24 protein-coding genes, 1 tRNA gene, 1 pseudogene and 1 riboswitch are annotated in these 23,534 nt (G+C 71.0%); of the genes and pseudogenes, 16 read left to right on the forward strand and 10 right to left on the reverse strand.

What is annotated here, in order from left to right:
- Positions 1-153 precede the first annotated feature (153 nt).
- Genes ACWDR0_RS09995 through ACWDR0_RS10005 form a run of 3 tightly spaced genes read right to left on the reverse strand, consistent with a single transcriptional unit; the run spans position 154 to position 1,688 of the window.
- Positions 154-990 (reverse strand): helix-turn-helix domain-containing protein, encoded by an 837-nt coding sequence (locus tag ACWDR0_RS09995; RefSeq protein WP_456351159.1) that lies wholly within the window; start codon positions 988-990, stop codon positions 154-156.
- Positions 974-1,498 (reverse strand): DUF6879 family protein, encoded by a 525-nt coding sequence (locus ACWDR0_RS10000; RefSeq protein WP_456351160.1) that lies wholly within the window; start codon positions 1,496-1,498, stop codon positions 974-976. Before ACWDR0_RS10000 ends, ACWDR0_RS09995 begins: the two co-directional genes overlap by 17 nt.
- On the reverse strand, positions 1,482-1,688 hold the full coding sequence (locus tag ACWDR0_RS10005; protein WP_456351161.1) for a hypothetical protein: 207 nt from the start codon (positions 1,686-1,688) through the stop codon (positions 1,482-1,484). Before ACWDR0_RS10005 ends, ACWDR0_RS10000 begins: the two co-directional genes overlap by 17 nt.
- 367 nt (positions 1,689-2,055) lie before the next feature.
- On the opposite strand from ACWDR0_RS10005, the gene ACWDR0_RS10010 reads away from it, so the two are divergent.
- The 5 genes from ACWDR0_RS10010 (at position 2,056) to ACWDR0_RS10030 (ending at position 6,039) form a co-directional block, all read left to right on the forward strand.
- The gene (locus ACWDR0_RS10010; RefSeq protein ID WP_456351162.1) at positions 2,056-3,318 is read left to right on the forward strand and encodes a helix-turn-helix domain-containing protein; all 1,263 of its coding nucleotides are present in this window, start codon (positions 2,056-2,058) and stop codon (positions 3,316-3,318) included.
- Between the two features lie 96 nt (positions 3,319-3,414).
- Entirely contained in the window at positions 3,415-4,599 is a 1,185-nt protein-coding gene (locus tag ACWDR0_RS10015) for a helix-turn-helix domain-containing protein (protein WP_456351163.1), read from the forward strand.
- 701 nt (positions 4,600-5,300) lie between these two features.
- Positions 5,301-5,579, forward strand: coding sequence for a hypothetical protein (locus ACWDR0_RS10020; RefSeq protein WP_456351164.1), 279 nt, complete (start codon positions 5,301-5,303; stop codon positions 5,577-5,579).
- Positions 5,576-5,737, forward strand: a complete 162-nt coding sequence (locus ACWDR0_RS10025) for a hypothetical protein (protein WP_456351165.1) — start codon at positions 5,576-5,578, stop codon at positions 5,735-5,737. Before ACWDR0_RS10020 ends, ACWDR0_RS10025 begins: the two co-directional genes overlap by 4 nt.
- A complete protein-coding gene (locus ACWDR0_RS10030) occupies positions 5,734-6,039 on the forward strand; it encodes a hypothetical protein (protein WP_456351166.1) in 306 nt (101 codons plus the stop codon). The genes ACWDR0_RS10025 and ACWDR0_RS10030 overlap by 4 nt, the downstream gene beginning before the upstream one ends.
- Here ACWDR0_RS10030 and ACWDR0_RS10035 read toward each other — a convergent pair.
- On the reverse strand, positions 6,036-6,518 hold the full coding sequence (locus tag ACWDR0_RS10035) for a diadenosine tetraphosphate hydrolase (RefSeq protein WP_456351167.1): 483 nt from the start codon (positions 6,516-6,518) through the stop codon (positions 6,036-6,038). The genes ACWDR0_RS10030 and ACWDR0_RS10035 overlap by 4 nt on opposite strands.
- Positions 6,519-7,029: 511 nt before the next feature.
- Between ACWDR0_RS10035 and ACWDR0_RS10040 the strand changes: the two are divergent.
- A pseudogene (locus ACWDR0_RS10040) lies at positions 7,030-8,690 on the forward strand (TlrC/CarA/OleB/SrmB family ABC-F type ribosomal protection protein).
- A 240-nt stretch (positions 8,691-8,930) separates the two neighbouring features.
- Here ACWDR0_RS10040 and ACWDR0_RS10045 read toward each other — a convergent pair.
- Positions 8,931-9,407: a type II toxin-antitoxin system PemK/MazF family toxin gene (locus ACWDR0_RS10045; RefSeq protein WP_456351168.1), complete on the reverse strand. Its 477-nt coding sequence runs from the start codon at positions 9,405-9,407 to the stop codon at positions 8,931-8,933.
- 388 nt (positions 9,408-9,795) lie between these two features.
- Here ACWDR0_RS10045 and ACWDR0_RS10050 point away from each other — a divergent pair, with 388 nt between their 5' ends.
- Entirely contained in the window at positions 9,796-10,548 is a 753-nt protein-coding gene (locus tag ACWDR0_RS10050; protein ID WP_456351169.1) for an MBL fold metallo-hydrolase, read from the forward strand.
- Between the two features lie 99 nt (positions 10,549-10,647).
- Here ACWDR0_RS10050 and ACWDR0_RS10055 read toward each other — a convergent pair whose 3' ends face one another.
- Together ACWDR0_RS10055 and ACWDR0_RS10060 are read right to left on the reverse strand one after the other, a co-directional pair.
- Positions 10,648-11,913 carry a PTS transporter subunit EIIC gene (locus tag ACWDR0_RS10055; protein WP_456351170.1) on the reverse strand — a complete coding sequence of 422 codons (1,266 nt, stop codon included), beginning with the start codon at positions 11,911-11,913 and terminating at the stop codon, positions 10,648-10,650.
- Between the two features lie 436 nt (positions 11,914-12,349).
- Positions 12,350-13,645 carry a PTS transporter subunit EIIC gene (locus tag ACWDR0_RS10060; RefSeq protein ID WP_456351171.1) on the reverse strand — a complete coding sequence of 432 codons (1,296 nt, stop codon included), beginning with the start codon at positions 13,643-13,645 and terminating at the stop codon, positions 12,350-12,352.
- A 186-nt stretch (positions 13,646-13,831) separates the two neighbouring features.
- Between ACWDR0_RS10060 and ACWDR0_RS10065 the strand changes: the two genes are divergently transcribed.
- From ACWDR0_RS10065 to rdgB, 4 genes are all read left to right on the forward strand, one after another.
- Positions 13,832-14,107: a glucose PTS transporter subunit EIIB gene (locus ACWDR0_RS10065; protein WP_456351264.1), complete on the forward strand. Its 276-nt coding sequence runs from the start codon at positions 13,832-13,834 to the stop codon at positions 14,105-14,107.
- Between the two features lie 263 nt (positions 14,108-14,370).
- A complete protein-coding gene (gene rph, locus ACWDR0_RS10070) occupies positions 14,371-15,111 on the forward strand; it encodes a ribonuclease PH (protein ID WP_456351172.1) in 741 nt (246 codons plus the stop codon).
- Positions 15,112-15,313: 202 nt separating this feature from the next.
- A complete protein-coding gene (locus ACWDR0_RS10075; RefSeq protein WP_456351173.1) occupies positions 15,314-15,697 on the forward strand; it encodes a hypothetical protein in 384 nt (127 codons plus the stop codon).
- Positions 15,698-15,912: 215 nt separating this feature from the next.
- Positions 15,913-16,515, forward strand: a complete 603-nt coding sequence (gene rdgB, locus ACWDR0_RS10080) for an RdgB/HAM1 family non-canonical purine NTP pyrophosphatase (RefSeq protein WP_456351174.1) — start codon at positions 15,913-15,915, stop codon at positions 16,513-16,515.
- A gap of 98 nt (positions 16,516-16,613) precedes the next feature.
- On the opposite strand, the gene ACWDR0_RS10085 is transcribed toward rdgB, so the two are convergent.
- Both ACWDR0_RS10085 and bcp read right to left on the reverse strand, forming a co-directional pair.
- Positions 16,614-16,688 (reverse strand) — tRNA-Leu (locus ACWDR0_RS10085).
- Positions 16,689-16,914: 226 nt separating this feature from the next.
- A complete protein-coding gene (bcp, locus tag ACWDR0_RS10090) occupies positions 16,915-17,382 on the reverse strand; it encodes a thioredoxin-dependent thiol peroxidase (RefSeq protein WP_456351175.1) in 468 nt (155 codons plus the stop codon).
- A 162-nt stretch (positions 17,383-17,544) separates the two neighbouring features.
- On the opposite strand from bcp, the gene ACWDR0_RS10095 reads away from it, so the two are divergent.
- The 3 genes from ACWDR0_RS10095 to ACWDR0_RS10105 all read left to right on the forward strand — a co-directional run bounded on the left by ACWDR0_RS10095 (position 17,545) and on the right by ACWDR0_RS10105 (position 18,820).
- Positions 17,545-17,865, forward strand: a complete 321-nt coding sequence (locus ACWDR0_RS10095; RefSeq protein ID WP_456351176.1) for a DUF3618 domain-containing protein — start codon at positions 17,545-17,547, stop codon at positions 17,863-17,865.
- Between the two features lie 128 nt (positions 17,866-17,993).
- Positions 17,994-18,296, forward strand: coding sequence for a GroES family chaperonin (locus ACWDR0_RS10100; RefSeq protein ID WP_153485104.1), 303 nt, complete (start codon positions 17,994-17,996; stop codon positions 18,294-18,296).
- An 81-nt stretch (positions 18,297-18,377) separates the two neighbouring features.
- Positions 18,378-18,452, forward strand: a riboswitch (guanidine-III (ykkC-III) riboswitch).
- A gap of 47 nt (positions 18,453-18,499) precedes the next feature.
- The gene (locus tag ACWDR0_RS10105) at positions 18,500-18,820 is read left to right on the forward strand and encodes a DMT family transporter (RefSeq protein ID WP_006349122.1); all 321 of its coding nucleotides are present in this window, start codon (positions 18,500-18,502) and stop codon (positions 18,818-18,820) included.
- Between the two features lie 287 nt (positions 18,821-19,107).
- Here the strand turns inward: ACWDR0_RS10105 and ACWDR0_RS10110 are convergent, their stop codons facing one another.
- Entirely contained in the window at positions 19,108-21,480 is a 2,373-nt protein-coding gene (locus tag ACWDR0_RS10110; RefSeq protein ID WP_456351177.1) for a transglycosylase domain-containing protein, read from the reverse strand.
- Between the two features lie 231 nt (positions 21,481-21,711).
- On the opposite strand from ACWDR0_RS10110, the gene ACWDR0_RS10115 reads away from it, so the two are divergent.
- Positions 21,712-22,512 (forward strand): ABC transporter permease, encoded by an 801-nt coding sequence (locus ACWDR0_RS10115; RefSeq protein WP_456351178.1) that lies wholly within the window; start codon positions 21,712-21,714, stop codon positions 22,510-22,512.
- 217 nt (positions 22,513-22,729) lie between these two features.
- Positions 22,730-23,530, forward strand: coding sequence for an ABC transporter permease (locus ACWDR0_RS10120; RefSeq protein ID WP_456351265.1), 801 nt, complete (start codon positions 22,730-22,732; stop codon positions 23,528-23,530).
- The last annotated feature ends 4 nt before the right edge of the window (positions 23,531-23,534 follow it).

A 23,534-nucleotide genomic window follows, 5' to 3' on the forward strand; every position in this document is an offset into this window, starting at 1 on the left:
AGACCTCCTGCTGTGGGGAGCGGTGCACTGAACTGATGCGGGCCCGGGCTGCTCGGTGGTTCCGGCCGATGGGCAATCTGTCGGCCCGCTGGAAAGCAACGATCCCCCCAAAAGGCTAAACATGGTGAGAATATGCACGTTCTGGACTAAAGATCATCGTCGAAAAGCTCCTGCCCACTGGGTCAACAGCTCCCTGGCTTCGTCGCCGAACGCCGCGTACGGTTCGTAGCTGCTGAATCGGTCGAGGAGTGACCGAATGTCCCTGGGGTCTCTGAATACGGCTGCGCCCAAGTCCGTCTCAATGGTTGCCAAGCGGTCGTCGTATACCGTGAACGTACTCAGTGGAGTGCTGCTGAACTTCACGTCTCTCGGCAGCACTCCGACTCGAATATTCTCTTGCCGGGAAAGGGAGATCAGTAGGCTTATCTGCATCGCCATGGCCTCGGGAGACGCAAGTGGATATCTGACCGCCTGTTCGGTGAGGACGAAGGTGAAGTTCTTGGACCGGTCGAGCAGTAACGCCTGTCGTTCGAGTTTCATCCGGACGGCCTTTGCCTGTTGCGTAGGCGGCGTGTCGGAGATGCTTTCTCTGATGTACTCCGGGGTTGCCAGCAGGCCCGTGGTCATGGACAGGAGGAAGTGCCGGAAGTCGGTGGTGGATGCCTCGATCCCCGCCAGCTCCAGCTGCTTCTTGTCCAGCCCCTTGCGGTGCAGGGCTCTGCGGTTCTGCCACTCCGTCTGAGCGATGCGGGCCAGAGCCAGCACTTCGGCCGCGACGGATGGAGACGTCCCCAGCCCCTTCAGGATCTGTTCGACGTCCACGAGAGACGGGCGGACCTTGTTGCCCTCGATACGGCTGACCTTGGATTGCGACATATTGCAGCGTGCAGCAAGCCGGGCCCCTGAGAGCCCGGCTTGTTTGCGAAGCTGCTTGAGCGCGGCGGCCAGTTCCAGCCCGGACTGGTCAAGCCGGTCAGGCTGTATGGCCACCGTTCACGTACTCCTCGAAGGGCACCGATTCCGCGATCGCGGTGCGCTGGTACTCGACGAACCGGGAAACATCGCCTTCGAATACCTCGCGGTTGATCTGCGTCCCGTCCACGTCGTAGTTCATGAGGACCACTTCCGACTGGTCGAACATCCAGAAGTCCTGGACCCCCTCAAGAGGGTTCGTCCGATGGGTCACGTCGAGGATGCGGATGTTGTCACCTGCCAGGACGTGCACCGTGTAGTAGCGGCCGAACTCGAACCGCAGGTAGTCGGAGAGCGGTTGCGTCACGATGTGCACGCGACCGTTGCGCTTCCCCTCGGCCCTCTGGCGTCTGACCCGTTCGGTGTATGCCGAATCCGTATAGGGGGTCGGCGGCCTCCCCTCACGGAAGGCCGAGAAGTCTTCGGCCTCCTGCGGTACGAGGTACTGCGGGAGAGTTTCGAGCCGCCATGCTTCGCGTTTGATCTCCGCGAACCGGCGGCTCCAGTTCTCACCATCCAAGAGCACGCACGACCTCCCTCAAGGTCTCCTCCGGGATCTCCACAAGGCCCTCCCCTTCCGGAGCGCTGAACGCGTGGGAGATTTCGCCCTGGACCACGAACGACCCGTTCGCCGTGCGGTAGACGTTGGGGCAGTCCTCCCCTCCGCACGTGCCGTTTCCGTTACCGGTAAGCCGGGTCAGTTCCTCACGATTCATGATCGAACCCCCTTGCCTCCGGGGCCGGCCGGCCCCTGTAGGCCATGACCGTACGGCGACCCCGCCCGAGCGTCCATGCAGGGACGCGGCTATGCGCGTTGTCGCATAAACCCGCCCAAGGATGTCGGTGATACCTGCGTCCACTTGTTCGGGCCGGTGCAGCTCGGAGGAGTCACCGGTATGGCGTCGGCCCTGGGGAGAAGTGCCTCTCGCCCGGGAGTTGTACCGGCTGCGCACGGGATCGACACCGGCTGTCGGCCGACGCAGCTACTACGGGGTGAGTGCACGCACAACGCTGACAGAAGCCGCCCTCCGCCTCCTACCCTGGCGGAGTCGTGCTGTTGCTGCTCGAAGGAGAGGCAAGGCCGTGTCACCTCGTGCCGTCCCGGACCCGTACGCCGACCCGCTGGCCTTCGGCCAGCGCCTCCAGATCCTCCGTACCCGCAGGGGACTGACCCGCGACCAGCTCGGCGGGCTGACGGGCCGGACCGGCTCGTGGGTGAAGGCGCTGGAGACGGGGCGGCTGAAGACACCGAAGCTGGAGGTCGTGCTCCGGCTCGCCGAGATCCTGCGGCTCCGGAACCTCTCCGAACTCACCGGGGACCAGTCCGCCGACGTCGAACTGTTCGCCGGCCCCGGGCATCCCCGGCTCGGCGCGGTCCGGGCGGCGGTGGACGCGCTGACGCTCGGCGACGAGCGCGAGCCCCCGCCGACCGCCCATCTGACGGCCCGGCTCGCACATGCCTGGGCGGCCCGGCACTCGTCGCCACAGCACCGCGAAGTCGTGGGAGCCCTGCTGCCCGAGCTGATCCGCGACGCGCAGGCGGCGGTACGCCGGGCGGACTCGGCCGCCGAGCGGCGCGCCGCGCAGGCCGTGCTGTCCGAGGTGTACTCGCTCTCCCAGTTCTTCATTGCCTACCAGCCGGACGCCCATCTGCTCTGGAGGGTCGCCGAACGCGGCATGGTCGCCGCCCAGGAGTCCGAGGACCCGCACACCATCGGTATCGCCGCCTGGCTGAACGCCCAGGCCCACCGCGACGCGGGCCCGGCCCACTTCGACGCGGCCGATGCCGTCACCGCCGCCGCCCTCGACCATCTGGAGCCGCTGCTCCCCGACGCGGGTGACGATGTCCTGGCCATCACCGGCGCCCTCACCTTCGAAGCCGGGTACACGGCGGCCCGCCGCAGCGACACCGGTACGGCCTGGCGGTACTGGGACCGGGCCCGTGCCATGGCCCACCGGCTGCCGGAGACGTACTTCCATCCGGTCACCAGCTTCTCCCGCGCGATCATGGGAGCCCACGCGGTCACCGTCGCCGTGGAACTGCGTCAGGCCGGGGAGGCCGTCCGGCAGGCGGCGGCCTCCGACGCCGTCGCCATCCCCTCCCGCCCCCGCCGGGCCCGCCACCGGATCGAAGAGGCGCGCGGCTATCAGCTCGACGGCCGGCCGGACGCCGCGCTCGCGACCCTGTCCCGCGCGTACGAGGCCGCGCCCGAGACCATCAGGTACAACGGCTACGCCAAGACGATCGTCCTGGAAGAGACCGAGAGCCGGAGCCCGGCCCGCCGCCCCCGGGCCGCCGAACTGGCGGTCGAGCTGGGGCTGCCGACCACGATTCACCAGTCGTGATCAGCGACCTTGCGGGGCAGCACCTCAATGGAGTGGGAGCCGACAAGCTGGGCGTACAGATACCGTTCCGGAGTCGAGGCAGAACTGGAGACGTGTATGTCGCCAACCAAGGCAATCCACACCGGTGCCCGCATTGCCCACACTCGTAAGACTCGCCATATGACGCAGCGTGAGCTGGCCCGTCGCGCGAACGTCTCGTACAGCACGGTCACCAAGGTCGAGCAGGGGATCCTCCCGGTAAGCCCGTCAGTTCTGGGCGCGCTGGCCCGAGCGCTGTCCGTATCCGTAACGGATCTTTCCGGGCAGCCGTACATCGACGAGCTGCGGAGTGATCAGCTCGATGCGTTGATAAACCCCATCCGCGAGGCGCTCGATGCCTACGACCTGTGGCAGGGCTCCGATGTGGCACCTCGGCCCGAGGCCGAGCTGTCGGCACATGCGGAAGCCCTGTGCGCGATGGTGCGGGCCGGGAACATCAAGAAGGCCGCAGCCGAACTGCCGGGACTGATCTACGAGGCGACGACCGTGGCGCACACGGTTTCCGGCAGCCCGAGCTGGGCCCGCCTCGCCAGCACCTACCGCACGGCCTACGACGTGACGACCAAACTCGGCTATCACGACCTCTGCACCGTCGCGCTCGACCGGATGGAATGGGCTTCCGAGCGGGCCTCCGATCCGATCCTGGGCGGTATGCGGCAGTACTTCCGGTCCCTGGTCTACCTGCGGGCCGGCAACTACGAGCGTGGGCAGTGGCTCGTCGATCTCGCTGTGCAGCGACTCGGCCAGGCCGACTCCGGGCGCGAGCTGGATGTCGTACGCGGCCAGCTGCATCTGGGCGCGGCTGTGCTGGCAGGCCGCAAGAAGGACCGGGATTCCGCCGAGGGGCACCTCCAGGAAGCCGAGCGGCTCGCAGCGCAGACCGGACCTGCCGAGAAGGACCACTGGTTGTCGTTCGGCCCCACCAACGTCGGCGTCCACCGCGTGAGCGTGCTCGCCGAGCTGGACCTTTACCCGGAGGCCGTGCGGTCGGCCGGGCAGATCGCCATTCCGGACCGGTGGCCACCGTCCCGGCTCGCCCATCACCACGCGGAGGTCGCGCGGGCTCAGATGTGGACGGGAGACACCAAGGCGGCGTTCAGGAACCTTCAGACGGCACGTGAGATCGCGCCGCAACAGACTCGCCACCACTCCACGGTCCGTGAGACCTATCGGGGCCTGGAGGCGGCGAAGCGCTCGATGCCACAGGCGTTCAGTGCGTTCGGGGCATGGCTCGGAATGTGACCCGGAGTAAGGCCCTGGCCGGAGCTATCAGTGAACGCTGATAGTTCCGGCTCTTCCATGTCGGCATCCTGACGGAAAGAACAGGACCCCCGCGACCGTGCTAGCGGTCCGGGGGCGTGGCCATCAACCGGGAGTTGACGACATGGCTCACCCTATCCACCGGCGCCAGAAGTTGACCGGCGAGCTGCCTTTGGCCGACGGTACCCAGGACTCCCTCCGCAGTTCCCCCGACCAGCAGGCCACCGATCGGTGGGGAGTAGCCCCCGTCGACCCGCCCGGCCAACCCCCGCAAATCCATTCCGCCTTGGCGTGGCCGCGGTATCGCTGTGGGAACTCCGTCTGCCCGGACAGTGGCTCGTCGCCGGAGGCTCGGCAATGACTGAATGCCCTGCCTCTGATTCCGGTCTCCCTCTGGAGCCGTGCGTCTACTGCGACCGGCCGGTCGAGCGGACCGAGGAGAACCTCGTCATGCTCGGGTTCTCCAGATCCGGCTCGCGCCCCTCCCTCTACGCGCACCCCGGGTGCCCCGCCCCGCGGAAGCGCCCGGCTGTGCGCTGAAGGTTCCCGTACGCGGCTGCCCCAAATCCCGCGTACGGGACGGGTCCCGGCCCCGCTGACGACCCCCGGCGCGGGGCCGGGACCACCCACCCATGGACGGCAGCACCCCGGGGGCCAACCGTCCGGCTACCGAAGGAGTTCGTATGCGGAATCCCGTTGCCGCCGTCCTCGCCCGCTTACGGGCCTCCCGCCGACACCGGCGGTACCTGGTGATCGTCCTTGTACCGCCGGGCCCGGCCACCGGCCCCCGGACCGGGACAGCGGCGGAGATCCTGCGGCAGCGGGCCACGGCCACCAGCACCGGAACCCCCGCACCGCCAGGGGCGCGACGGCTGATCGTTGCCCGGAGCGGGCTGCGGTTTCCCCGGCCCGTCGCGGCGCGTGCCGCCCGGCCCGGGCCCGCGTGGACGTGGATCCGGTGACCCGCGACGGGCTCCTCGGCCCACTGCCCGAGCCGCCCGCCGCCGACTGTCGGGTCTGTGGGCGCAGCACCACCGCACCCGTCGAAGTCCGGCCCGGGCACACCACCTGCCCCGAGCACATCCTCGACGCCCTCACCGCTCCGGGAGACCCCGCATGATCCTCAGCATCGATTTCCGGTGCAGTTCGATTGATGTCACGCACTGCGAGGCCTGCTGGCGCGAGCCGGTCGCGGTCGCCCGGGTCATGGAGACCGGGCGCGACCTGCTCTGTGCGGCCTGCGCCATCGCCAACTGCCCGCCCCGGGTTGTCCTCTTCCCGCCGCTCGGGATCTACCGGCTCACCGGGCGGCGGCTGGAGCAGGGCAAGCACGCCAAGCCCAAACCGCAACTGCCCCCGGACCCCGGCCCGCACCCGCCCAAGCCGACCCCGAAGTCCCCGCCCGGCACCCCGCCCGTCTAGGACGGTTCGGCCGCGAGCCGGTCCAGCTCCTCGCCGATCGCCTCGCGCAGCGCGTCGTGCCGGGGGCCGAGCGCGTACCGCTGGTCGCTCCACCGGTCACGGGGGTACAGCCACACCGGGCGGCCCACCAGTCCGGCCGGCTCCCAGTCGAACCGCGGCCATATATGGGCGTGCAGAAACGGGTCCGTATTGCCGAGGATCTCCAGATTGACCCGCCGGAAGGCGGGGTCCGACCGCTTGCAGGCGCGTTCGACGGCCTCCCCGAGCCGGTCCATCCCGTCGAGGAACGCCAGCCGCCTGCCCCGCGGCAGCTCCGACAGCCGCTGCACCGCCGGATCGTCCACCAGCAGCACCGAGTAACCCGGCAGGAACTGCACATCCCCGATCACGGCGAACCCGGCCGCCAGCCGCCGCAGCACCGTGGGGTTCTCGCCGCGCAGGGCGCTGCCGATCCGGTCCCGCCGCCAGTCGTCCGTCATCGGAGTTCGCCGCCCTGTGCCGGCTCCGCCCGGGGAAGGTCACGGAGAGCGGGTCCGGCATCGTCGCCCGACGGAACGACCGGTGTGTGCTGGAACCGGAGGCAGTTCATCGGCCGAACCGAAGGGAAGCCGGCCCCAGGGGCCGTCCGGGTCCGGGTGGGCGAGGGCGGGCGGAACGAAGCGGACCGGCGTATCCGGAAAGGTGTGCGACCGGACGAGAGGGCTGTGCGGCTCAGGGTCATGGACCCACCCTAGGCAGTGCAAGATCCATTGGTGTTCGGCGGCCGGGTCGGGTTCAGGAACGTCCTGCGCCACTCCACGAGGGGCCGTCGGGGGCGGTTCCGTATCCTCAATTTAACGAGACGGTACGTATCGTCTTGACATCGGGGTCGCCGTCCCGTACCTTCTTGCTCATGGGAACTCTGTGATGACAGCACGCGCCACCGCGTAGAGCCTCGCTCCGCCGTGGGCGCACCGCCACCCGTCCGTCATCACCGAAGGGGGCCCTGTCCTGCGTACCCATACCGCCCAACTGGCCGTGCACGACCTCACCAAGCGCTATGACGAGAAGCTCGTCCTCGACCGTGTCCACCTCTCCGTCCGGCCCGGCGAGAAGGTCGGGGTGATCGGGGACAACGGCTCGGGGAAGTCCACGCTGCTGAAACTGCTGACCGGCCGGGAACGGCCCGACAGCGGCGAGGTCACCGTGAGCGCGCCCGGCGGCGTCGGCTATCTCGCGCAGGCGCTGGACCTGCCCGCCGAAGCCACCGTCCAGGACGCGATCGACCTGGCGCTGACCGAACTGCGCGCCCTGGAAGCCCAACTGCGCCGCGACGAAGAACGGCTGGAGAAGGCAGGCGAGGCCCCGCTCTGGTATCCGCTCTCGCGGCCTACGAACGGCATCTCGCCCGGTACGAGGCGCGCGACGGCTACCGCGCCGAAGAGCGCGTCGACATCGCCCTGTACGGACTCGGCCTGCCCGGACTGGCGCGCGATCGCCTGCTCGGCTCGCTCTCGGGCGGTGAGCGGTCCCGGCTCGCGCTCGCCGCGACACTCGCGGCCCAGCCGGAGCTGCTGCTGCTCGACGAACCGACCAACGACCTGGACGACCAGGCCGTCGGCTGGCTCGAAGCGCACCTGCGCGAGCACCGCGGCACGGTGGTCGCGGTCACCCACGACCGCGCCTTCCTGGCCAACCTGACCAGCACGATCCTGGAGGTCGCAGAAGGGAGGATCACTCGGTACGGCGACGGCTACGCCGGCTACCGCACGGCGAAGGCCGCCGAGCGCAGCCGCCGTGTCCAGGAGTACCAGGACTGGCGGGACGAGCTCATGCGCAGCCGTCAGCTGGCCGAGTCGAACAGGGTGCGGCTCGGGGCGATCCCGCGCAGGGTGCCGATGGCGAAGTTCGGGCACGGCGCGTTCCGTGCCCGGGACCGCAGCCATGGGGCGATGGTCCGGATCCGGAACGCGAAGGAGCGGGTCGCCCGGCTGACCGCCGCTCCGGTCCGGCTGCCGCCCGATCCGCTGGTGTTCGCCGCGTCGGTGCCCACCGGCACGACCGGTACCGAGGCCGCCGGCGGCACGGTCGAGCCCGCCGCCGAGCTCATCGGCATCCAGCTGGACAACCGGCTCGACCTGCCGCGGCTGTCGCTCGCTCCCGGCGAGCGGCTGCTCGTCACCGGGCCGAACGGTGCGGGCAAGTCGACTCTGCTCGGGATCCTCGCGGGCGAGGTCCGGCCGGGGTGCGGCACGGTGCGGGTGTCCGGGAAGGTGGGGATACTGCGACAGCAGCAGGTGCCGTGGCCGTCGGACCTGAGCGTGCTCGGCGCCTTCGCCCACGACCGGCCCGGCGACCGGGAGGAGCAGCGCGACCTGCTGCTCTCCCTCGGTCTGTTCCGGCCCGCCGACCTGCGGCTGCGGATCGGCGAGCTGTCGTACGGCCAGCGGCGCAGGATCGAGCTGGCCCGGCTGGTGACACGGCCGGTCGATCTGCTGCTGCTGGACGAGCCGACGAACCACCTCTCCCCGGCCCTGGTCGAGGAACTGGAGCAGGCCCTCACCTCGTACGAGGGCGCGCTGGTGGTGGTCACCCACGACCGGCTCATGCGGGAGCGGTTCACCGGGAGCCGCCTCGAACTCGCCGGTGGGCGGCCCGTCGTGGGCGTCTGACCCGGGGAGGCCGGGCAAGAGTCGGCCCGGGGCTGTGAGACGGGGCCGCGGGACGGGGCTGTGAGACGGGGCTGTGAGACGGGGCTTCCGCGCCGACGAGCGGAAGCCCCGTCAGTACGGGTGTACGCGACGGGACCGGGTTCCGGCCGCCCACCCGGTGGACAGGGTCTTTGCCTCCGGCGGTCGCCGGACGGCCTGAGCTCCGTCTCCGAGAGGACCCGGACCCGCGTCCCGGCGGCGTCAGCCGCCCAGGTGCCGGACCCGCGCCCACAGCTCCGGCGGCAGGGTCCCCGCCTTCCGGCGGAACGCCGAGACGCGGACCTCGCGCAGTTCGTCCGTCTCCAGGAAGCTCGGGCGGCCGCGGGCGTCGCCGACCGTGCCCGGGGGGAGGGGGATCACGCCCGGGCGGCCGTCGTTGCGGCGGCTGGTGATCTTGGCGACGCGGGCCGTGGTGCCGGAGACCGCGAGGACCAGACAGGGGCGGTCCTTCGAGCCGGGACCGTCCTCGTAGGGGACGTCCGCCCACCAGATATCGCCCGGGCGCGGACGGCGGCCCCGCAGCACCGGCGGGCGGGACGGGGGGCGGCCCTCGGGCGGGCGGCGGGAGGACGTGTCCGTACGGCCCCGGCCGCTCCGCCCCCGCGCGTCGACCACCGCCACGAGCAGGGCGAGCAGCACCACGGCCCCGGCCAGATAGGGCCACCACGACGTGTTCACGGAACCGACCGTACCGAGCGGGGCCGGGTCCCGCACGGGCGGCGGGGGCGCGCCCGGCCCCCGGGCTCGCCCGCACACCGGGGCGCCACGGGCCCCGCTACCCGCTCCGTACGGCCGCCCCGGGGCAAGGGCTCCCCGCCCGGCCCGCCGTACGGCACGGGATCGGACCCCCTCCGCGCCCCGCCGCGCGCCCCCGCGCCGTCCGAATCGGTGACAGGCCAGGTGAGTTCCCCCACAACGGCCTGCCCTGGAGGAGCGGGCACCCCTTTTGCGCTTTACGCTCGACGGACCGCACGGCCAAGACCATCCCCCGCGCCCCGCGGGGCGCGTGCCGCCGGACAGCACGGACAGTCCTGTCATCCTCCCCGTCAACGGAGGTCCCAGCTTTATGAAGCTCACCGTCGTCGGCTGCTCGGGGTCGTTTCCGTCCGCGGATTCGGCCTGTTCGAGCTACCTCGTCGAGGCCGACGGCTTCCGGCTGCTCCTCGACATGGGCAACGGCGCCCTCGGAGAGTTGCAGCGCCATATCGGTCTCTACGACCTCGACGCGATCTTCCTCAGCCATCTGCACGCAGACCACTGCATCGATATGTGTGGGTACTTCGTCGCCCGCTACTACCGCCACGACGGCGGCCGCTGCCCGGCGATCCCGGTCTACGGCCCCGAGGGTACGGAAGCCCGGCTGACCACGGCGTACGCGGACACGCCGTCCCCCTCCGCGATGAGCGAGGTCTTCGACTTCCACACCCTGAAGTCCGGCAGCTTCGACATCGGGCCCTTCTCGGTCCGTGCCGAACGCGTCGCGCACCCCATCGAGGCGTACGGGATCCGGCTGGAGCACGGCGGCCGGACCCTGGCGTACTCCGGTGACACCGGTACCTGCGAGCCGCTGTACGAGCTGGCGGCCGGGGCCGACCTCTTTCTCTGTGAGGCGTCGTTCACCTACGGCAAGGAGGACGTCCCGGACCTCCACCTCAACGGCCGCGAGGCCGGTGAGATGGCGCGCCGCGCGGATGTGGGCAGACTGCTGCTGACCCATATCCCGCCGTGGACCGACGCCGGGCGGAACCTCGCGGACGCCCGTACCGCCTTCGCCGGGCGTACGGAGCTGGCCGCGGCCGGTGTGTCGTACGACGTCTGACCGCATACCCCGTGCATGCATACGGGAACGTGCATGCATACGGGAACGGCCCCGGGCAGGTGCCCGGGGCCGTTCCGCTGAGCGGGGTGGGGGAGTGCCCTACTTGGACTCCGCCTTCTGCAGCTCCGCCAGTTCCTCGTCGGACTCGCGGCCCGGCGTCGGCAGATTGAACTTGGTGATCGCGAAGCGGAAGACCACGTAGTAGACCGCCGCGAAGCAGAGGCCCACCAGCGCCAGCCCCCATGGGTTGGTCGCGATACCGAGATTCAGCAGGAAGTCGATCGCACCGGCCGAGAAGCCGAAGCCGTCGCGCATGCCCAGTGCCCAGGTCAGGGCCATGGAGACACCGGTCAGCACCGCGTGGACCGCGTACAGCACCGGCGCGATGAACATGAAGGTGAACTCGATGGGCTCGGTGACACCGGTGACGAAGGACGTCAGCGCCAGCGAGAACATCATGCCGCCGACCACCTTGCGCCGCTCCGGGCGGGCGCAGTGGACGATCGCGAGACAGGCCGCGGGGAGCGCGAACATCATGATCGGGAAGAAGCCGGTCATGAACTGTCCGGCCTCGGGGTCACCGGCCAGGAAGCGGGCGATGTCGCCGCTCTTGCCCTCGTACTCACCGGCCTGGAGCCACGGGAAGGAGTTCAGCAGGTGGTGCATGCCGACGGGGATCAGCGCCCGGTTGGCGACACCGAAGATACCCGCGCCCGCCGCGCCGGAGCCGACCAGCCACTCGCCGAAGTTGTGCAGACCGGAGCCGAGGACCGGCCAGATCAGACCGAAGACGATCGCGATGGCCAGACCCGCGAAGGCCGAGAGGATCGGGACCAGACGGCGGCCGCCGAAGAAGCCGGCCCAGTCGGGCAGCTTGGTGCGGTAGAACTTCTGGTAGAGCAGGGCGACCACGAGGCCCATCACCACACCGCCGAGGACCTTCGCGTCCACCGGGGCTTCCGTCATGACGATCTTGCCGTCGACGACCTTGGCGACCTCGGGCAGGTTCTTGTCGGTGAACTGCGCCAGGACGTTCTTGAAGACCAGATAGCCGGTGACCGCGGCCAGGGCGGTCGAACCGTCCGACTTCTTCGCGAAACCGATCGCGATACCGACGGCGAAGAGGAGCGGCATGTTGTCGAGGAGGGCGTTGCCGCCCGCCGACATATAACCGGCGATCTTCTGTATCAGCTCCGGGAAGTTCTCCCGGCCCAGCATGTCGGGCTGGCCGAAGCGGACCAGCAGCGCGGCTGCGGGCAGCACTGCGACCGGCAGCATCAGGCTGCGGCCGATGCGCTGCATTACAGCCATCGCGCCCGCGCCCTTCTTCTTCGGAGCCGCGGGGGCGGCACTCGCCGTGGACATGAGCATCCTCCAGTGGGCAAGGCGGCGCCCGGCAGCACGGCAAGGGGGACGGCGTCGCCTCAAGGGGAACGGGTACGACAGAAACCGAGCTCAGAGTGGGACCGGCCGGGGTGGCAGCACCGATGGTCTACACCACTGAGTGGTTTAGACCTGTTGTAGCACGGGTGAACGCGTCGGGGATAGATAAGAAACCTTCAAATTCTGTGGCGTGGAACATAGGTAACAATTCGGGCAATCCCTGGAGTTCGGGCCTTGGCCGAACAAAGCCCCTCCGGAGGAAGGGGAGGGGCGGAGGGGACGGGAGGGGCGGCGGAAGCCCCGACTCCGCAGGCCGGAGCCCCGGCCCCGCAGGCAAAAGCCCCGGCCCCCGCGGTGTGCGGGGGCCGGGGCCCGGGGGCCGGGCGGCGCGAACCCGTCGCGCGCCGCCCGGAGCCTGCTACTTGATGTTGTCCTTCTCCTGCTGCTCGCCCACGTCCTCCGGCTCCCGTCCCGGTGTCGGCAGATTGAAGACCGTGATCGCGAACCGGAAGATCACGTAGTACACCACCGCGAAGCAGAGCCCGATCGGAATGATCAGCCACGGTTTTGTCGCCAGGCTCCAGTTGATCACGTAGTCGATCAGACCGGCCGAGAAGCTGAATCCGTCATGGACGCCGAATGCCCAGGTCACCGCCATGGAGACACCGGTGAGTACGGCATGGATGACATACAGCACCGGGGCCACGAAGAGGAACGAGTACTCGATGGGCTCGGTGATACCGGTGACCAGGGAGGTCAGCGCCACCGAGAGCATCAGCCCGCCGACCTCCTTGCGGCGGTGCGGGAACGCCGTATGCGTGATCGCCAGCGCCGCGGCCGGCAGCGCGAACATCATGATCGGGAAGAAGCCGCTGGTGAACTGGCCCGCGGCGGGGTCGCCCGCCAGGAACATCGTGATGTCGCCGTGCACCACCGTGCCGTCCGGCTTGGTGTAGCTGCCGAGCTGGAACCAGATCGGCACATTGAGGAACTGGTGCAGTCCGATCACCAGCAGCGCCCGGTTGGCGAGACCGAAGATGCCGGAACCCCAGGCGCCGAGGCCGACCAGCCAGTCGCTGAAGTTCTCCAGGCCGGTACCGATCGGCGGCCAGATCCACAGGCAGAGCGCGGCGAAGGCGATGGCCACGAACGCCATGATGATCGGCACCAGCCGCCGCCCGTTGAAGAACCCCAGCCAGTCCACCAGCTTGGTCCGGTGGTACCGCTGCCAGAAGTACGCGGCGAGCAGGCCCATCACGATGCCGCCGAAGACCCCCGGATTCTGGTACTGGAAGAGGGTGAAGGTGCCGTCCGTGTGCCGGCAGCCCGCCGCCACCGTCTCGGAGCCCGGGGTGCAGTCGACCGGGAACTGGCGCAGCACCCCCCGGTAGACCAGAAAGCCCGCGACGGCGGCCAGCGCGGTGGAGCCGTCCGACTTCTTCGCCATGCCGATGGCCACGCCCACGCAGAACAGCAGCGGCAGCCCCAGCTCCGGATCGAGCAGCGCCCCGCCCGCGCCCGCCATCACCTTGGCGACATCGGTCCAGCCCAGCCCCTCGGCGCCGAAGACGTCCGGCTGGCCCAGCCGGTTGATGATGCCCGCGGCGGGCAGTACGGCGATCGGCAGCTGGAGGCTGCGCCCCATCTTCTGGAGCCCCTGGAAGAAGGCGCTCCACGAGGTCCGTCCCCGGGCCGCCGTACTCTCGGACGCCATCGGCACTCCTCCCCGGCCGGACGCGGCCTGGTTTGGCAGGTTGGGCAGTGTGGTGTAGACCAGTTGCGGTACCGTCGCGCTGGCCGTGATCGTCATCATTGGGTACGGGCCGGTTACTCGCCCGTGAAGTTGGGCCAACCGTGCGTTACCGTGACAAAGCGGCCGATCGCGGGCCGAGGCAGCGCCGTGCGCCCCGACGAGGGTGCCGGGGAACATCAGGGAGAACACATGGCCACCAAGGCTGAGAAGATCGTCGCCGCGCTCGGCGGAATCGAGAACATCGAAGAGGTCGAGGGCTGCATCACCCGGCTGCGCACCGAGGTCATCGACCCCGACAAGGTGGACGAGGCCGGCCTCAAGGCCGCCGGCGCCCACGGCGTCGTCAAGATGGGTACCGCGATCCAGGTCGTCATCGGCACGGACGCCGACCCGATCGCCGCGGACATCGAAGACATGATGTGACCATGTGACCTTCATGGTCGCTCGCACGAGGGCTCCCGCCGGTGACGGCGGGAGCCCTTCTGCGACCGGGGCGCGGACCGGGTGCCCGGCCGCCCGCCGCCGGGCCCCGCGCGCCCGGCCTTCGTGCCCGGTCCTTTCCGCGTCCGGCCCTTTCTGTACCCGGCCCCCGGTGTGCCCGCCGGGTCCCGCCCCCGTGGCCGCCCGCCGCCCGCCGTTCCCTCCGCCGGACGGACCGGTCCCGATCTGCCGATAGGCTCGGGACCATGTCTCGTATCGACGGCCGCACCGCCGAACAGCTCCGTCCCGTCACCATCGAACGCGGGTGGAGCAAGCACGCCGAGGGCTCCGTCCTCGTCTCCTTCGGGGACACCAAGGTCCTCTGCACCGCCTCCTTCACCGAGGGCGTGCCCCGCTGGCGCAAGGGCAGCGGCGAGGGCTGGGTAACCGCCGAGTACTCGATGCTGCCGCGCGCCACCAACACCCGCGGCGACCGCGAGTCCGTCCGCGGCCGGATCGGCGGCCGTACCCATGAGATCAGCCGTCTCATCGGCCGCTCCCTGCGTGCCGTCGTCGACACCAAGGCCCTCGGCGAGAACACCGTCGTCCTCGACTGCGACGTCCTCCAGGCCGACGGCGGCACCCGCACCGCCGCCATCACCGGCGCCTATGTCGCCCTTGCCGACGCCATCGCCTGGGCGCAGGGCCGCAAGCTGATCCGCGCCGGACGGCAGCCCCTCACCGGCACCGTCGGCGCCGTGTCGGTCGGCATCGTGGACGGCGTACCGCTGCTCGACCTCCGCTACGAGGAGGACGTCCGCGCCGACACCGATATGAACGTCGTCTGCACCGGCGACGGCCGGTTCGTCGAGGTCCAGGGCACCGCCGAGGCCGAGCCCTTCGACCGCAAGGAGCTGAACGCCCTGCTCGACCTGGCCGCCGCGGGCTGCGCCGACCTGGCCGCGCTCCAGCGCGCCGCCCTGGAGGAGTCGGCCGCCGCGTCCTGACCGCAGGCCGTGTTCTGACCGCGTCCGCCTCCGGTTCCGGTTCCCGCCCGGTCCCGGCCGCGGAGCCAACCGGCGCGGCAACCGGGCGGAGCAACCACCCGGCCCCGGTACGGCGTCCTTGGGGGCACGGGCGCACGGCGGTACACCGTGCGCCCGGCCAGCCCGGGGAGGGACCCCGGCTGTCCCGGGGGAGGAATCCGCCATGCCCGCGCGCCGCCGTATCGCCGTCGCCCTCGCCGCAGCCGCGCTCGCCGTCCCCGTCGCCACGGGATGCAGCGCCGTCGAGAAGACCCTCGACTGTGTGGACACGGTGGCGGCCGTCACCAACAGCCTCGACAACCTCCAGACCGCCGTCTCCAGTGCCGCCGAGGACCCGACGAAGGCCCGCCAGGCGCTGGAGGACATCGACAAGGAGCTGGACGAGCTGCGGGACAAGAAGGACAACGCCGACCTGGAGAAGGCGGTCAAGGACTTCGACACCGGCATCGACAACATCCGCAAGGCCATCGAGAACGGTGACAACACCGTCGACATCGCCCCCCTGCGGGACGCCGGCAAGGAGCTGGGCAAGGTCTGCACCCCCTGAGCCCCCGGGCCCCGGGCCTTCGAGTCCTTGAGTTCCCGGCCCCGGACCGCGGGCCGGCGGGCCCGGCGGCACTGCCCCGGCCGTCCGCCGCCCGGCCGTCCGCCGCCCGGCCGGGCCCGGCCCGGGTGGTCCGGCGGAAGTACGGCGGAAGTACGGCGGCCGGACCGGACGCCCCGCCGGGATACCGCCGCCCGCCCCGCCGGGATAATCGCCGCATGACCCGTATCGTTCTCGCCACCCGCAACGCCGGAAAGATCACCGAGCTGCGGGCGATCCTCGCCGCCGCCGAACTGCCCCACACCCTCGTCGGCACGGACGCCTACCCCGAGGTCCCCGACGTCAAGGAGACCGGCGTCACCTTCGCCGAGAACGCCCTGCTCAAGGCGCACGCCCTGGCCCGGGCCACCGGACTGCCCGCCGTGGCCGACGATTCCGGCCTCTGCGTGGACGTCCTGGGCGGCGCCCCCGGCATCTTCTCCGCCCGCTGGGCCGGCACCCACGGCGACGACACCGCCAATCTGAACCTGCTGCTCGCCCAGCTGTCCGACATCGCCCCCGAGCACCGCGGCGCCCACTTCTTCTGTGCCGCCGCCCTCGCGCTGCCCGACGGCACCGAGCGCGTCGTCGAGGGCCGGATGCCGGGCACCCTCCGCCGGGTGCCCGCGGGCACGAACGGCTTTGGCTACGACCCGATCCTCCAGCCCGAGGGCCTGGACCGGACCGCCGCCGAGCTGAGCCCGGACGAGAAGAACGCGATCAGCCACCGCGGCAAGGCGTTCCGCGCGCTGGTGCCGGTGGTCCGCCAGTTGGTCGGCTGACCGGGACCGCGGCAAGTCCCCGGACACGGGCGGGCAAGGGCGGCCCGGACACACGAAAGGGCGCGGCCCCCTGAGCGGGGGCCGCGCCCTTGCACGTATGGGCCCGGTGGGACTCGAACCCACGACACACCGGACCTAAACCGGCGCCCTCTGGCCAGCTGGGGTACGGGCCCGTCGCCGCTTACTGTACTGGCTGCGGCCACGGGCTCCCGCCGGATATCGGGGACGGCTTCCGGCCGTACGGCCGGACCGTGCCTCCCGTACGGATACGGGGTCCCGCACCGCGTCCGCGGCGGCCGGTACGGGACGTTGGTACCGGCCCGGCTACGGGTACGGGACGTTGGTACCGGTACGGGACGGCGGTACCGGCCCGCGGCGGGCGGCCGGGCGCCGCGGGACTCAGATCCCCAGATCCTTGATGACCTTGGCGACATGGCCGGTCGCCCGGACGTTGTACAGTGCCCGCTCGACCTTGCCCTCCTCGTCCACGATCACCGTGGAGCGGATGACGCCGGTCACGACCTTGCCGTACAGCTTCTTCTCGCCGAAGGCGCCGTACGCCCGCAGCACCTCCTTCTCCGGGTCGCCGACCAGGGTGACCTTCAGGTCCTCCTTCTCGCGGAACTTCGCCAGCTTCTCCGGCTTGTCCGGGGACACCCCGATCACGTCGTAGCCGGCCCCGGCCAGCAGCTCCAGATTGTCGGTGAAGTCGCAGGCCTGCTTGGTGCAGCCGGGGGTCAGCGCGGCCGGGTAGAAGTAGACGATGACCTTGCGGCCCCGGTGGGAGGCGAGGGAGACCTCGTTGCCGTCCGCGTCGGGCAGGGTGAAATCGGGTGCCGGGTCGCCGGGCTGGAGGCGGTCGCTCATGCTCTTCGGATTCTCCTCGGAAGGCGGGCGTGCTGTACGCCGTCGAGCGTAATGGGGGTGCCGTGGGGTGCGGGGCCCGCCGAGCTGACAGACTGTCGATGAGGAAATGCCGGATCCGCACGGATCCGGTCCGGTCACGGAACCAACCACGGAGGCGGCGCGGTGTCGGACGCGAGGACCCCAGCGCAAATCGAGGCGGACATCGTGCGCAGGCGCGATCAGTTGGCCGAGACGCTCGACGAGATCGGGGTGCGGGTGCACCCGAAGACCATCGTCGGTGATGCCAAGGCGAAGGTCGCCTCTCAGGTGGACCAGGCCAAGGGCCGGGCGATGGACGCCGTCCAGCGCGCCGTCGGCGATGTCCGTGCCAAGTTCGTCGGCGAGGACGGTTCGCCCCGTCTGGAGCGGCTGCTTCCGGTGGCCGCGGTCGTCGTCGGCCTGGTGGGACTGCTCGCGGTCTCCTCCCGCAGGCACAAGGGCTGAGCGGCCGTGCCGGCCCGGCCCACCGCCCCCCGGCGGACCCCGTCCGGACGGGCTGCGGGTAGGTTGCACGCGTGAGCGCCAACACCACGCAGGACAAGAACGCCCAGCACGACAAGCTCCCGATCCGGATGCTGCACGACCGGGTGCTGGTCAGGACCGATATCCCGGAGGGCGAGCGGCGCTCCAGCGGCGGCATCGTGATCCCCGCGACGGCGGCGGTCGGCCGCCGGCTTGCCTGGGCGGGAGTGGTCGCGGTCGGGCAGAACGTCCGCACCGTGGAGCCCGGCGACCGGGTGCTGTACGACCCCGAGGACCGGGCCGAGGTCGAGGTGCGGGGCGTGGCGTACGTACTGATGCGGGAGCGCGATCTGCACGCGGTCGCCGCCGACCGGTTCCAGGGCTCCGAGGACTCCACGGGCCTCTACCTCTGATCCCGTACCCGTACGCCGGATCCTGATCGCCCCGCCCTGCCCTGTCCTGCCCGCCCCGGTGACCGGGATCACCGGGGCTTTTGCCTGCCCTTTGCTAAGGTAGGGGCATCCCGACGAGACGCGCCGTACCGGGTTTTCTCGCAAAGACGACGCACCCCCAGAAGTAGCTCCTGTGGAGCTTCGAACGTCTCGGAGGTGCCGTCGTGGCATGGGTTCTGCTGATCATCGCCGGTCTGCTGGAGGTCGGCTGGTCGATCGGGATGAAGTACACCGAGGGCTTCACCAAGCTGTGGCCCAGTGTGTTCACCGGCGCGGGCATCGTCGCCAGCATGTATCTGCTGGCCCAGGCCGCCAAGACACTGCCGATCGGTACGGCCTACGGGGTCTGGGTCGGTATCGGCGCCGCCGGTGCTGCGATCCTCGGTATGGCCATCCTCAATGAGCCGGTCACCGCGGCGCGGATTTTCTTCGTCTCGCTGCTGCTGGTCGCGGTCGTCGGCCTGAAGGCGACGTCCGGCCACTGACCTCCGGTCGGGGCCGCGGTTCACCCGCTCGGGCCCACGGCCGCTGACTCACGGCCCCGCGGCACGGCGGCCCATGGACCCGGTCCGCGGGCCGCCGTGCCTGCCACCCCAGTACACCGGCCGCCGGGGCGCACTTCCCGGCGGCCGGTACGCCGTTTCCCGGGCCCGGCGGCCCGGGCCCCGTACGCCCCGGCCGCCCTGCCGGGACCGGCCCCGTACGCCCGGCTCGACCAGTCCCGTACGCCCGCGGCCGTACGCCCGGCTCGACCGGTCCCGTACGCCCCCGCTCAGTACTGCCGCCGTGCCGCCCGCGGGCTCGGCATCAGCCCCGTACCCCCGTCCACCGCCGTCCCCGGCAGTTGCTGGTCCCGGAACACCCCGTCCACCGGGCCCGGCGGGACCGGCGGCCCGGCGCCGGCCGGTGGCAGCAGGTCTCCGGGGGCCACCGGCAGCGACGGCACGGTGTCCGGCGGCGGCGAGGGCCCGACGGCCGGCGGCGGCTCCACCAGCGAGCCCGGCGGCACCGGCTCCGCCTCGCGCGGCGGCCCGGCGCTCGACGGCTGCCCCGACTCCGCCCCCGGGGACGACGGCTGCGTCTCCAACGGCTCCTCGTAGGCCCCCGGCTCCAGTACCAGCTCGAAGTCCGTGATCTCGGTGCCCTCCAGCGCGTCCCCGGTGAACTGCCCCCAGATCTGCGCGGGCGCCCCGCCGCCGTTGACCCTCGGCAGGCCCATCGCCCCGTACAGCGGCTTCTGCACCCCCGTCTCCGGGTCCTGGCCCATCACCGCCACCACGGTCGCCAGCTGCGGGGTGTACCCCGCGAACCAGGCCGCCTTGTCCTCCTCCGCGGTGCCCGTCTTCCCGGCCGCCGGGCGGCCCGCCGACAGGGCTGCCGTACCCGTACCGCTCTCCACCACGCTCCGCAGCACCGACGTCGTCGTATCGGCGGCCTCCCGGCTCACCGCCTGCCGCTCGTCGCGCGCCGGGAGCCCGACCGTCGTGCCGTCCTTGCTGATGCTCGACACCAGGGTGTACCGGCCGTGCCTGCCGTGGTTGGCCAGCGTCGCGTACGCCCCGGCCAGGTCCAGCACGCTCGCGGTGGCCGGCCCCAGCGCGATCGACGGCGACGCCGACAGATCGGGGGTGCTCTCCGGCAGGCCCAGGGCGATCGCGGTCCGCTTCACCCGCGCCGGGCCGACATCCACCGCGAGCTGGGCGTAGACCGAGTTCACCGAGCGGTCGGTGGCGGTCCGTACGGTGATCGGGCCGTACGAGACGCCGTCCTCGTTCTCGGGGGCGTACCTGGCCCCGCTCCAGCCCTGGACGGGCCGTCGGTCGCTGCCGTCGTACACCGTGTTCGGGGTGATCCGGCGGCTGTCCCGGGTCCGGGCGCCCTCCTCGACCGCGGCGGTGAGCACGAACGGCTTGAAGGTGGAGCCCACCTGGTAGTCGCGGCGGGTCGCGTTGTTGACGTACTGCCGGGTGTAGTCGACCCCGCCGTACAGCGCCACCACCCGCCCCGACTCCGGGTCGATCGCCGCGCCGCCCACCCGCACATTGCGGTCCGCGGCCCGCCGGTCCGGGTCCAGCCGGTCCATGACCTGGTCGTCGACGGCCCGGACGAACGCGTCCTGCTTGGCCCGCTCCAGGGTGGTGGTGATCCGGTAGCCGCCCGCCGCCAGGGTCTTCTCGTCGACGATGCCCTCCGAGGTCAGATACTCCTCCACGGCCTGGACGACATAGCCGCGCTGCCCGGCGAGACCGGTGGCGGGCCGGGCGCTCTGCGGATCGGGGAAGACCGTGACCGCGCGTTCGGCCGGGCTCAGCCAGCCGGTCTTCACCATGCCGTCGAGCGTGTAGTTCCAGCGGGCCAGCGCGGCGGGCCGGTTCTCCGGATGAGTGGTCACGTCGAACGCGCTCGGCGCGTTGAGCAGGGAGGCCAGATAGGCGCCCTGGGCGGTGGTCAGCTTCGACACGTCCGTGCCGTAGTACGCCTGCGCCGCGGCCTGCGCGCCGTACGCGTTGCGGCCGAAGTAGCTGGTGTTCAGATAGCCCTGGAGGATCTGGCCCTTGCTCTGCTCCCGCCCCAGCTTGATGGCGATGAAGAACTCCTTCCACTTCCGTGAGAGCGTCTGCTCCTGGCCGAGGTAGTAGTTCTTGACGTACTGCTGGGTGATGGTCGAGCCGGACTGTTTGCCCTTGCCGGTCAGGGTGTTCCAGGCGGCCCTGACCATCGCCTTCGGGTCCACCGCCCGTTCGGAGTAGAAGTCGCGGTCCTCGGCGGCGAGCACCGCCCGCTGCACCGTCAGCGGGATCTGGGAGAGGGGGACGTTCTCCCGGTTGACCTCGCCGTCCAGGGCGAGCCGGCTGCCGTCCTCGTACAGATAGACGTTCGACTGGGCGACGGCCGTGGCGTTCGCGGACGGAATGTGGACCAGGGCGTAACCGGCGGCGAACGCGCCGACCAGCAGGGCGGCCACGATCACGAACCCGGCCAGCAGCCTCCGCCAGGTGAGGATCCGCCGGCGCCGGCCGGTCCGGGGCCCCTCGCCCGGACGCCCGCCCGGCGGGGGCGCCGTTCCGTCCCGCGGCCCCGGCCAGCCCCGGGCCGCCGTTTCGTCCCGGGGGGGCCGGCCCTGCTGCGGTGGCTGCTCACTCATAGGCACATACTGCACTTTTCGGTCTGCTGTTCCCCGGACCCCCACGGGTGTGGATTCCGGCGAAAACGGGTCGCGCGGCGCGGTACCCCGTACTAGGCTCCAGCGTTTTGGCACGGCGACGGTCCGGGTACGGCCCGTCGGCGGTGCACCGCACGCGGTGCGCGCCCGCCGCGTACGCGGTCCGTACGCGATACCGAGAACAACGACCGGCGCCCGGGGAGGGAAACGCACGTGCGGCTGTACGGAACCGTGGCCGTCGGAGGATTCCGCCGATACGCGGCATACCGGATCGCGACCGCGGCGGGGATCTTCACCAACACCGTCTTCGGCTGCATCATCGCGGCCACCTATCTGGCCCTCTGGGAGCAGCGCCCCCGGCTCGGCGGATACGACGCCGAACAGGCCCTGACCTACGTCTGGCTGGGCCAGGCGCTGCTGGCGGCCTCCGCGATGATGGGCGGCGGCTTCGAGAACGAGCTGATCGAGCGGATCCGCAGCGGCGATATCGCCATCGACCTCTACCGCCCCGCGGACCTCCAGCTGTTCTGGCTCGCCGGGGACCTCGGCCGGGCCGCCTTCCAGCTGCTGGGCCGCGGGGTGATCCCCGTGGTGTTCGGCGCGTTCGTCTTCGAACTCGCCCTGCCCGCCTCCCCGCTGACCTGGGCCGCGTTCCTGCTCGCGGTCTGGCTGGGGCTGGTGGTCAGCTTCGCCGTCCGGTTCCTGGTGGCGCTCTCCGCCTTCTGGCTGCTCGACGGCACCGGGATCACCCAGCTCAGCGCGCTGGCGGGGATGTTCTTCTCCGGCATGCTGCTGCCGCTGAACGTCTTCCCCGGCCTCCTCGGCGAGATCGCCCGGTCCCTGCCGTGGTCCTCGTACCTCCAGGTCCCGGCCGATGTGCTGCTGGGCACGTACCCGGGCTGGGAGCTGGCGGGCGCCTACGCCTTCCAGGCGGGCTGGGCGGCGGTCCTGCTGGCGGCCGGACGGCTCCTCCAGTCGGCGGCGACCCGGAGGGTGGTGGTGCAGGGTGGCTGAGCGGCTGGTCGCGTACGGCGACGAGGAGGGACGACGGGCGGCCCCGGCGGCTCCCGGTGACCCGGATGCCCCTGAGGCGTACCCGGACCGGGACCTGGCACCGGCACCGGACCCGGACCTGGCAACGGGCAGCGCGCCCGCCCCCACTCCCGCCGACTCACCCCCGGCGAGGCTCCCGGGACATCCGGACACCCGCCCCGGCCGCCTCCACGAGGCTGTGGCCGGGCTGCGCGCGTACGGGCTGATCACGGCCATGTGGATCCGCTCCACCCTGGCCTACCGCACGTCCTTCGCCCTCTCCCTCTTCGCGAGCTTCGCCTTCAGCGCCTTCGACTTCGTCGCTGTGGTCCTGATGTTCTCCCACGTCGACGCCCTCGGCGGCTATCCGCTCGGCGAGATCGCCTTCCTCTACGGCACCGCCTCCACCGCCTTCGGCCTGACCGACCTCTTCCTCGGCTCCACCGACCGGCTGGGGCGGCGGGTACGCGACGGCACCCTCGACACCCTCCTGGTCCGGCCCGTCCCGGTCCTCGCCCAGCTCGCCGCCGACCGCTTCGCGCTCCGCCGGCTCGGCCGGGTCACCCAGGGCCTGGTGGTCCTCGGCTACGGGCTGGCCGTCACCGACGTGGCCTGGACCCCGCTGAAGGTGCTGCTGGTTCCGGTCATGATCATCAGTGGTGGGGTGCTCTTCGGGGCGGTGTTCGTCGCCGGGGCGGCATTCCAGTTCTGGGCCCAGGACGCCGCCGAGGTGCAGAGCGCCTTCACCTACGGCGGGATCACCATGCTCCAGTACCCGCCGACGGTCTTCGCCCAGGACCTGGTGCGGGGCGTGACCTTCGTCGTACCGCTGGCCTTCGTCAACTGGCTGCCCGGCCTCTATGTACTGGGGCGGCCCTATCCGGTCGGCGTACCCGAGTGGTTCGCGTTCGCGCCGCCGTTCGCCGCCGCGGGCTGCTGTGTACTCGCCGGGCTGGCGTGGCGCGCGGGCCTCCGTACCTACCGCAGCACAGGGAGCTGACCCG

Source organism: Streptomyces sp. NPDC003691, assembly GCF_053981115.1.

What these genes read in the sequence shown, in the direction of transcription:
- ACWDR0_RS10005 (WP_456351161.1), bottom strand. Translation starts at nt 1,688, where the DNA reads ATGAATCGTGAGGAACTGACCCGGCTTACCGGTAACGGAAACGGCACG.
- ACWDR0_RS10015 (WP_456351163.1), top strand. Translation starts at nt 3,415, where the DNA reads ATGTCGCCAACCAAGGCAATCCACACCGGTGCCCGCATTGCCCACACT.
- ACWDR0_RS10020 (WP_456351164.1), top strand. Translation starts at nt 5,301, where the DNA reads ATGCGGAATCCCGTTGCCGCCGTCCTCGCCCGCTTACGGGCCTCCCGC.
- ACWDR0_RS10030 (WP_456351166.1), top strand. Translation starts at nt 5,734, where the DNA reads ATGATCCTCAGCATCGATTTCCGGTGCAGTTCGATTGATGTCACGCAC.
- ACWDR0_RS10035 (WP_456351167.1), bottom strand. Translation starts at nt 6,518, where the DNA reads ATGACGGACGACTGGCGGCGGGACCGGATCGGCAGCGCCCTGCGCGGC.
- ACWDR0_RS10050 (WP_456351169.1), top strand. Translation starts at nt 9,796, where the DNA reads ATGAAGCTCACCGTCGTCGGCTGCTCGGGGTCGTTTCCGTCCGCGGAT.
- ACWDR0_RS10055 (WP_456351170.1), bottom strand. Translation starts at nt 11,913, where the DNA reads ATGTCCACGGCGAGTGCCGCCCCCGCGGCTCCGAAGAAGAAGGGCGCG.
- ACWDR0_RS10060 (WP_456351171.1), bottom strand. Translation starts at nt 13,645, where the DNA reads ATGGCGTCCGAGAGTACGGCGGCCCGGGGACGGACCTCGTGGAGCGCC.
- rph (WP_456351172.1), top strand. Translation starts at nt 14,371, where the DNA reads ATGTCTCGTATCGACGGCCGCACCGCCGAACAGCTCCGTCCCGTCACC.
- ACWDR0_RS10075 (WP_456351173.1), top strand. Translation starts at nt 15,314, where the DNA reads ATGCCCGCGCGCCGCCGTATCGCCGTCGCCCTCGCCGCAGCCGCGCTC.
- rdgB (WP_456351174.1), top strand. Translation starts at nt 15,913, where the DNA reads ATGACCCGTATCGTTCTCGCCACCCGCAACGCCGGAAAGATCACCGAG.
- bcp (WP_456351175.1), bottom strand. Translation starts at nt 17,382, where the DNA reads ATGAGCGACCGCCTCCAGCCCGGCGACCCGGCACCCGATTTCACCCTG.
- ACWDR0_RS10100 (WP_153485104.1), top strand. Translation starts at nt 17,994, where the DNA reads ATGCTGCACGACCGGGTGCTGGTCAGGACCGATATCCCGGAGGGCGAG.
- ACWDR0_RS10110 (WP_456351177.1), bottom strand. Translation starts at nt 21,480, where the DNA reads ATGAGTGAGCAGCCACCGCAGCAGGGCCGGCCCCCCCGGGACGAAACG.